A 404-nucleotide genomic window follows, 5' to 3' on the forward strand; every position below is an offset into this window, starting at 1 on the left:
CCCAGGCGTATTTCGGGGATACTGTCATGACGGAGACGGATTATTCCAGGGGCCGGAAGCTGTTTATTGCCGAAGGCTGCTGCGCCAACGGCGTCGTCACCCTGACAACGGGGGCGTTTCTGTCCGGCTACGCAGGCTATCTCGGCGCTGATGATTCCTTAAACGGAATCATCGGCTCTGTTCCGGTGCTCTTGTGCACCCTGCAGATGTTTTCTTCCGTCGTCCTGGAGAACTTGAGACAGAAGAAATTTTTAATCGCCTGCTTCGCACTGATCCACCGGCTTCTGCTCTCCTCTCTCTTTTTCGTCCCGCTGCTGGTCGAAAACCAGGCGGGCCGCCTGGCGGCAGTCGTCGCCATCTATGTAGTCGCCCACTTCTTCGGCGCGTTTATCGGTACGGGTACC

The 404-nt window shown here is 57.2% G+C and carries 1 protein-coding gene; it reads left to right on the top strand.

Features of this window, described 5'->3' with window-relative positions; translation table 11 throughout:
* Positions 1-404: MFS transporter (locus NE664_15025; protein MCQ4727945.1), on the top strand; the 404-nt coding region annotated here is incomplete at both ends.

Source organism: Anaerotignum faecicola, from assembly GCA_024460105.1.
Lineage (GTDB): Bacteria > Bacillota > Clostridia > Lachnospirales > Anaerotignaceae > JANFXS01.